Below are 7,519 nucleotides of genomic sequence, written 5' to 3' on the forward strand. Positions count from 1 at the left end.
CTGTTGGATCATGAAACAGGCAGAAGCGCTGCAGTCGCACGGCGCAAAGCCGGCGCAACGTGTCAAGCCAGCTTAACCACGTCACCAAGCAATCCACTCAACCATCATACGCACCCGCGCGGCGATCAACGCGTCCCCGGATCACCCGGCACCAGGTGTCGCCACGGAAACACATCCTTGGCGAAATGGCTGGCATAGCCCCCCGTCGCGGCCTGAATGACCATGAACGACAACCGTGGGCGCATGGCCTGCAGCGTCTGCAGCTGCGCCACATCCAACGCGCTGTTGCGCAGCCGGAAGGTATGCAGCGCATCGAAGGCTTGGCTGGCGAACAAGCGCTCATAGGCCGCGAAAGGCGTGACCGCATCGGTCTCACGGGCATCAGCCCAGACGAATTGCAGCTCCGTCGATTCGCAGAAATCCAGCAGGCCCAAGGCAGGCAGGTTGCGTGATCCGGCAAGGTTGTCGATGAAGCGCTGCGTATCTGAGCCACCGCCGATGCGCAGGCTGTGCAGGTGCGGCAGCGGCACCTCGAAAAACGCGGCGTCCGGTGCATTCGGCACCACCAGTTCGCTGAGGTATGGCGCCCTGGAAACGAAGCGGGCGATCTCGCCAGCTTCTTCCATGAGGCTGCCCGCGCGCTGCACCAGCGACATGTTGTGGTCGGCCGGTTCTGTGGGGGAGATCGACAGCGAGCGCAGGCGTGGGAAACGCACATCGCTATCCAGCAGCGCGGTGAACTCCCACTCGCGCGTGCCATTGGCCCCCTCGTCCGGGCCGGTGAACGACAGCGACATGATCGCATCGGCCACGCCTTGGTCGGACAGGCAGGCCAGCGTCCACGCGAATGGCTCTTCCCATGGGTTGCCGAAGAACTCCACGTGCAGGCCACCGTACAACGGCGCCACGGTTACCCGTTCCTGTAAGGCTTCCCAGAGCGGGCTGGCTGGGTCCTCGATGTCCAGCTCATGCTCAGCCGCGCTGTCCAAGGTGAAGGCATGGATGCGTTGCTGCAGCGCCAGCAGCTGCTGCTGTGCGTGGCCGAAGGGTGGAGCTGTCATGTGTGCATACCGGACGTCCGTGTGATGCGCCCGATGATAGCGCTGGCCTGATGGCGGCGGTCTGCGGCCCGCGATCGGTTGCTTGATATTCCTCACGGTCGAGCAACTCCGGCAGCCCCCATACTGGCGCCCTCCGCTCAATTCTCACAAGGAAGCCGACCATGCGCCGCCACCGCTTGCCGTTGACCGTCGCGCTGCTCGCCAGCGCCTTCACAGCACCGGCGATGGCCGCCGTGCCGTTCTTCAATGCCAGCTGCCCCGGTGGGCTGGATGTACATGCAGACGAGGGCGGGCCGGTCTACGTGCAGGGCCGCGAGACCACGCTCAAGCGCTTCAACGATCGCTATTTCGAAGCGCGCGATGCCAGCAGCGGCACCACGCTTTCAATCAGCACCGGTGACGACGGTACGCAGCAGGTCAGCTACACCGGACGCGGCGGTGCCAACGGCATCTGCCAGGTCAGCAACAACGGCACGCCGGCGGCCGCCGTGGAAGGCGGCAGGCACCACCGTGATCAGGATCGCGATGACGATGCAGCACTGCCACGGGAAGTGACCTGCGAATCCACCGACCAGCGCCAGGTGTCCTGCGACATGGATACGCGCGGCAATGTGGAGATCGTGCGCCAGCTCAGCCGTACCCGTTGCGAGCAGGGCAGCAACTGGGGCCTGTCGCGGCATTCGGTCTGGGTCAACGGTGGCTGCCGTGCGACGTTCCGCAACATGTCCAAGGCTGCAGCCAACGCGTCAGCGGGCGATACCGCGCTCGGTTCGTGCAATGCAAGCAAAGGCGCACAGGGCACGCTGGTGACCCAGGTGCCGGTTGGAACCGATTATCAGGAACTGATCATCGATTATCCCGAGGGCCGCTTCCTGTGCATGATGCGCAACGACGGCCGGGTGCAGAGCGTGACGCCGATTCGCCGCCGCGGGGGTTGAGCTCATCGTGCCTGCAGCCCTAAGGTGACCACCCTTACACCCGTCTGGCGGCACCACCATGTCCCATCTTCTGGCCAAGGCAGCCGAGAAACAGGATCTTGACCGAATCGACGCATTGCTGGATGCGGGTGCCGATATCGAGTGGCAGCACAAGGGCACCGGACGTACTCCGCTGCTTTCGGCTGTGATCGCCGGAAAGACTGACTCGGTGTTGCGGCTTTTGGACCGTGGCGCCAACATCCAGCACGCCTGCACGGCGGTGGGCTTTACCGCAATGGGATGGGCGGCCGAGCGCAACGACGCAGACATCGGACGCCTGCTGATCGCACGCGGCGCCTCGCTGGACGCGGCCTCCCCGGAACTGCATCGCACACCGCTGATGGTGGCGGCGCAGGGCGGTCATCTGCCGATGGTCGAGCTGCTGCTGGCTGGCGGTGCTGATGTCGCACGCGTGGATTTCGAAGGACGTAATGCGCTGTCGCTGGCCGAAGCGCGCGGGCATGCGGCTGTGGTGCAGTGCCTGCAGGCAGCGGGCGCGCAGATGCCACCGATGTTGGAGGAGGCGCCGCCGCTTGCGTGGCCTGAACCGGCCGCAGAGGGGGAACCGGCATCAGTGGTGCGTGGCTATATGCTGGCCTGCAATGAGTGGGAAACGCGTGGTTACCGTGATGCCAAGGTCGGTGGAGTCCTGCTCGGTAGTGCAGCATTCCAACAGGAGCGCGCGGACATCCTCGCGGCCTGGTGTACCGACCGGAAGCGGGTGTATTCCAAGGGCATGTCGGTGGGCAATCCCCCGGTGCACATGCCGGAGGACCTGCTGGCCGCGGTCTGTCAGCCGACGGCCTCCAAGGCCGAAGTCCTGGTGCGTGACCATGCACAGAAATCCCGCGCGCTGCGTTACGAGCGCCTGTTCGTGCTCAAGCGCGTGGCAGGGCAGTGGCGGATCGACATGCTGAAGAAGCGCCTGTTCCGCACCGAAGCGTGGTCGTCGGCGATTCTCTGAGCACGGCCCGAAGTGCCGTCAGCCGGCAGCGTTGTACAGCACTACCCACGCCAGCATCAGGGCGAACATGCCGGCGAACGTCAGGCCAAACCACAGCGCCGCCACCTTCACGTTGCCGATCAACGCTGCCAGCATCCGCTGCGGCTCGCTCTTCAGGATCGGATATTCGGCGTGTGCCTTGCGCAGACGCTGCCAACCCAACCCGAGGAATACCAGGGTCGAGAACGGCACCAGCAGGAGCGTCGCCTGCATCAGCCAGCCATTCGGCGACGCATCCATCGAGCTGCTCAACAGAATCGCGAAAACGGCGATGGGCAGCGCCCCGATGAAAAAGCGCGGCCAAGCGGTGTTGATGAAGGGCGACATCGCAATCTTCCATGAAGGGCGGTCGGGTCCGCGCGGCATCATGCCATGCGATGGCCCTGCTGCACCGCCGCGAGTGGTGTCACATGCGTCTGGCTAGACTGTGCTTCTTTTTCGTTCGCAGGAGGCACCCATGGCCCATCATCCCGCCGTTACCCTGATCGGCGTCCCCACCGACATCGGGGCGGGCCATCGCGGCGCCCGGCTGGGGCCGGAAGCCCTGCGTGTGGCCGGCCTGCCTGAAGCACTGGAAGCGCGCGGCGTGGACGTGCGCGACCTCGGCAACCTGGACGGCCCGCGCAACCCGTGGACCGCGCCGGTGCAGGGCTACCGTCACCTAGACGAAGTAGTGGCGTGGAACCACGCGCTGATGGAAGCCAGCTACGCCGAACTGCAGGCCGGCCGCATGCCGATCATGCTGGGGGGTGACCACTGCCTGGGCATCGGTTCGATCACTGCCGTCGCGCGCTGGTGCCGCGAGCAGGGCAAGGACCTGCGCGTGCTGTGGCTGGATGCGCATTCGGATTTCAACACCAGTGAGGTGACCCCTTCGGGCAACATCCACGGCATGCCGGTGGCGTGCCTGTGCGGCCTCGGCCCGGATGCGCTGACCAGGCTGGGTGGCACCTCGCCGGCCATCAAGCCTTCGCAGATGCACCAGATCGGCATCCGTTCGGTGGACCCGGAAGAAAAGCGCCTGATCAAGACCCACAAGGTCGATGTCTACGACATGCGCTACATCGACGAGAACGGCATGAAGCGCACCGTGGAAGCGGCGCTGGCCGGCATCGACGAGAACACCCACCTGCACGTCAGCTTCGATGTCGATTTCCTCGACCCGAGCATCGCCCCGGGTGTGGGCACCACCGTGCCGGGCGGGGTGAACTACCGCGAAGCGCAGCTGGTGATGGAGATGATCGCCGACAGCGGCCGCATGGGCTCGCTGGATATCGTCGAACTCAATCCGCTGCTGGACAACCACAACAGCACCGCCGAACTGGCTGTGGACCTGGTCGAAAGCCTGTTCGGGAAATCGACCCTGATGCGCGACTGAGAGAGTCCAGCCTGAACGGTTGGACGAACCGTTCACACGCGCTCCACGCCCCTGCCGCCAGATTGCACCTCACGCGGCAGTGTTGGCTTCGAGCCAGCCTGCCGCCCCGATCATTACAACCGAACCCCGTGATTGAGCGGTGTAGCGGCAAACCCAAGGAGAAGCCCATGAAGCGCGTAGTTGCCCTGATGCTGTTGTCGATGTTCTCGGTGGCCCTGCTGGCCGGTTGCAACACCGTTGCCGGTGCCGGCAAGGACGTGCAGAAGGCTGGTGAGAAGGTTGAGGATGCCGCCAAGGGCAACTGAGCCTGAGGTGGTGCGCACTACGGAAAAGGCCGGGATCTTCCCGGCCTTTTTCATGCGCGATTGCTGCGTGTGTACGCCGCGTGCCGACCGGTAGTGAACCATTCAAGCAGGTGAGCGGCGCTTTCATGGCCGGTTGACCGTGCTTCAACGTGCACTGCGCGATGCTGCAGCCACGGTAACAACGCCGTTGCATACCAAGGAAGCCTCAGCAATGAACAAAGACATCATTTCCGGCAAGTGGTCCCAGCTCAAGGGCAAGGCCCAGGCGAAGTGGGGCGATCTGACCAATGACGATTTCGATGTGGCCGAGGGCAATGCCGAATATCTGGCGGGCCGCCTGCAGGAGCGCTATGGCTGGGCCAAGGACCGCGCAGAAACCGAAGTGCGCGATTTCGAGAAAGCGATGCACAAGGACTACCCGGACTACAAGTAACGGGCCGGACTACAAGTAACGGGGCGTCGAACGCCCGCGTTATGCCCCCACAGACAACGCCCGCGCCGGAAGGTGCGGGCGTTGTGCTGTGTGCAGATCAACGCGCCGGCGGGTCGGGCACGTAGCGGTTGGGGAAGGCCTGTGGCTGGCGGTCCAGGCGCGAGGGCGAATCGAGCAGGATGCCGCGTGCACGCAGGTTGCGGGCGCTGTCGTAGCGCAGCTGCAGCACCTGTGCCGGGCTGCGGGTGGCGCGTTCGAAATCGGTATCGCGCACCGATGAACTTTCGCGCGCACCATGCCCGGTGCCCAGTGCGGGTGCCTGCGACTTGGCCGAATAGCCTTCGATGCGGCTGGCGCTGGCGTCGGCCGCCGCCGAGGCTTCGGCCGCCGCCGGTGCCGGCCCGGCGCGACCGCGCAGGATCGGCTGCGGACGCGGGTACCAGCGACGCGCTTCCTCGAACACCGCCACGCCGACCACACCGACGTTGTCCGGGCGGCCGGTACGGCTGGCATAGCTGCCGCTGGGGCTGCTGAAGACGAACTGGGCCACTTCGTCCTGGGTCTTGCGCCAGCCGGTGATATCGGCGCGCTGGCCAGGGTTGAGCACGTAACCGGTCTGCGAGGGATCGGCGTCTTCGCCGGAGATCGCGTTGACCCCGTCCACCGACAGCACCACCAGCACCCGTCGCGGGCTGTCGTTGTACAGGCGCACGGCATAGCGGTGGCCGCGCTCACCGGCCACCCAGCGCTGGCCGTCGGCCGGGTAGCTGCGCAGCTCGGTACCGCGGTCGCGGTCGACCAGGGCCACGCGCACCGGGCCGTCCTGCGGCATCGGCGGGGGCAGCGGAGCCGGGCGGAAGCCGGCCAGGGGCAGGATCAGCAGCAGGGGCAGCAGGCGTTTCATCGGGCGTCTCCAGCGGGGTTGGGTGAATGAACGCGCCGGAGGCCCTGACGGGGTTGACCGTGTGCACGGTAAACTGGCCGCGTTCATAGAAGGTTTCCGCACGCAGTCATGACGACCCGAGTCCTTACCGGCATCACCCCCTCCGGCACGCCCCACCTGGGCAACTACGTTGGCGCCATCCGCCCGGCCATTGCGGCCAGCCGCGCGCCGGACATCGAGAGCTTCTTCTTCCTGGCCGATCTGCACAGCCTGATCAAGTCGCAGGACCCGCAGCGCACCCAGCGCGCGACCCTGGAGATCGCTGCCAGCTGGCTGGCCTGTGGCCTGGACCCGGAACACGTGTGGTTCTACCGCCAGAGTGACATCCGCGAGACCACCGAGCTGATGTGGTTCCTGACTGCCATCGCCAGCAAGGGCATCCTCAACCGCGCCCATGCCTACAAGGCGGCGGTGGACAAGAACCGGGAGGAAGGCCAGGACGAGGACGCAGGTGTCAGCGCCGGCCTGTTCATGTACCCGGTGCTGATGGCGGCCGACATCCTGATCTTCAAGGCCAACCAGGTACCGGTGGGCCGTGACCAGATCCAGCACATCGAGATGGCGCGTGACTTCGCCCAGCGCTTCAACCACGTATACGGCAAGGAGTATTTCCCGCTGCCGGACGTGGTGATCGACGAGCAGGTGGCAACCCTGGCGGGCCTGGATGGCCGCAAGATGAGCAAGAGCTACCACAACACCATTCCGCTGTTCGTGCCGCGCGAGGAGCTGAAGAAGCTGGTGTTCTCGATCCTGACCGATTCGCGTGCACCGGGTGAGCCGAAGGACACCGAAAGTTCGGCGCTGTTCCAGATGTACCAGGCGTTCGCCACCCCGGAGCAGACCGCTGCCTTCGCCAAGGCCTTCGCCGATGGCATCAGCTGGGGCGATGCCAAGCAGCAGCTGTTCGAGCGCATCGACAGCGAACTGTCGCCGCTGCGCGAGCGCTACAACGCGCTGATGGCCGAGCCGGAGAAGATCGAAGCACTGCTCAAGCGCCGTGGCCAGCAGTTGCGTGAGCAGCTGGCAGCACCGCTGCTGGAAGAACTGCGCCATGCGGTGGGCCTGCGTGATCTGTCCGATGCCGGCGACATCGCCAGCGAAGATGCCGGTGAAGCCCGCGCCGCTCCGCCGCTGTTCAAGCAGTACCGCGAGAAGGACGGCCGTTTCTACTTCAAGCTGACCGCCGGTGACGGCACGCTGCTGATCCAGAGCGAAGGCTTCGACTCGCCGCGCGATGCCGGCCAGCTGATCGCCGTGCTGAAGCAGGCCGAGCAGGGCGACCAGCTGCAGAGCGACCTGTTCAAGCTGGAAGCCGAGGTGGATGCGGTGCTGGCGGCGTTGGCCGTGCTGCGCGAAGCGTAAAAAGGTAGTGCCGGCCGCTGGCCGGCAACTGCAATCACCCGGCGCGCCTGGGGATGC

At 65.5% G+C, this 7,519-nt stretch carries 9 protein-coding genes; 6 read left to right on the forward strand and 3 right to left on the reverse strand.

The genetic code is table 11. From position 1 onward, the window contains the following. Positions 1-125: 125 nt before the first annotated feature. The gene (locus tag AB4Y84_RS08470) at positions 126-1,061 is read right to left on the reverse strand and encodes a hypothetical protein (protein ID WP_442244017.1); all 936 of its coding nucleotides are present in this window, start codon (positions 1,059-1,061) and stop codon (positions 126-128) included. A gap of 161 nt (positions 1,062-1,222) precedes the next feature. Here AB4Y84_RS08470 and AB4Y84_RS08475 point away from each other — a divergent pair, with 161 nt between their 5' ends. Together AB4Y84_RS08475 and AB4Y84_RS08480 are read left to right on the forward strand one after the other, a co-directional pair. Then, positions 1,223-1,999: a DUF3011 domain-containing protein gene (locus AB4Y84_RS08475; protein WP_363734324.1), complete on the forward strand. Its 777-nt coding sequence runs from the start codon at positions 1,223-1,225 to the stop codon at positions 1,997-1,999. A gap of 58 nt (positions 2,000-2,057) precedes the next feature. Then, a complete protein-coding gene (locus AB4Y84_RS08480) occupies positions 2,058-3,002 on the forward strand; it encodes an ankyrin repeat domain-containing protein (RefSeq protein ID WP_442244018.1) in 945 nt (314 codons plus the stop codon). 18 nt (positions 3,003-3,020) lie between these two features. On the opposite strand, the gene AB4Y84_RS08485 is transcribed toward AB4Y84_RS08480, so the two are convergent. Further along, the gene (locus AB4Y84_RS08485) at positions 3,021-3,368 is read right to left on the reverse strand and encodes a hypothetical protein (RefSeq protein WP_093820738.1); all 348 of its coding nucleotides are present in this window, start codon (positions 3,366-3,368) and stop codon (positions 3,021-3,023) included. A gap of 130 nt (positions 3,369-3,498) precedes the next feature. Here AB4Y84_RS08485 and rocF point away from each other — a divergent pair, with 130 nt between their 5' ends. From rocF to AB4Y84_RS08500, 3 genes are all read left to right on the forward strand, one after another. Further along, positions 3,499-4,419 (forward strand): arginase, encoded by a 921-nt coding sequence (rocF, locus tag AB4Y84_RS08490; protein ID WP_164280003.1) that lies wholly within the window; start codon positions 3,499-3,501, stop codon positions 4,417-4,419. Positions 4,420-4,586: 167 nt separating this feature from the next. After that, the gene (locus tag AB4Y84_RS08495) at positions 4,587-4,724 is read left to right on the forward strand and encodes an entericidin A/B family lipoprotein (RefSeq protein WP_019661832.1); all 138 of its coding nucleotides are present in this window, start codon (positions 4,587-4,589) and stop codon (positions 4,722-4,724) included. A 211-nt stretch (positions 4,725-4,935) separates the two neighbouring features. After that, on the forward strand, positions 4,936-5,157 hold the full coding sequence (locus AB4Y84_RS08500) for a CsbD family protein (RefSeq protein ID WP_025878332.1): 222 nt from the start codon (positions 4,936-4,938) through the stop codon (positions 5,155-5,157). A 97-nt stretch (positions 5,158-5,254) separates the two neighbouring features. Here the strand turns inward: AB4Y84_RS08500 and AB4Y84_RS08505 are convergent, their stop codons facing one another. Next, positions 5,255-6,061, reverse strand: coding sequence for a hypothetical protein (locus tag AB4Y84_RS08505; protein WP_140227886.1), 807 nt, complete (start codon positions 6,059-6,061; stop codon positions 5,255-5,257). A gap of 108 nt (positions 6,062-6,169) precedes the next feature. On the opposite strand from AB4Y84_RS08505, the gene AB4Y84_RS08510 reads away from it, so the two are divergent. Next, the gene (locus AB4Y84_RS08510; protein WP_442244019.1) at positions 6,170-7,462 is read left to right on the forward strand and encodes a tryptophan--tRNA ligase; all 1,293 of its coding nucleotides are present in this window, start codon (positions 6,170-6,172) and stop codon (positions 7,460-7,462) included. Positions 7,463-7,519: the final 57 nt, after the last annotated feature.

It is taken from the genome of Stenotrophomonas sp. 2YAF22 (genome assembly GCF_052114665.1).
Lineage (GTDB): Bacteria > Pseudomonadota > Gammaproteobacteria > Xanthomonadales > Xanthomonadaceae > Stenotrophomonas > Stenotrophomonas indicatrix.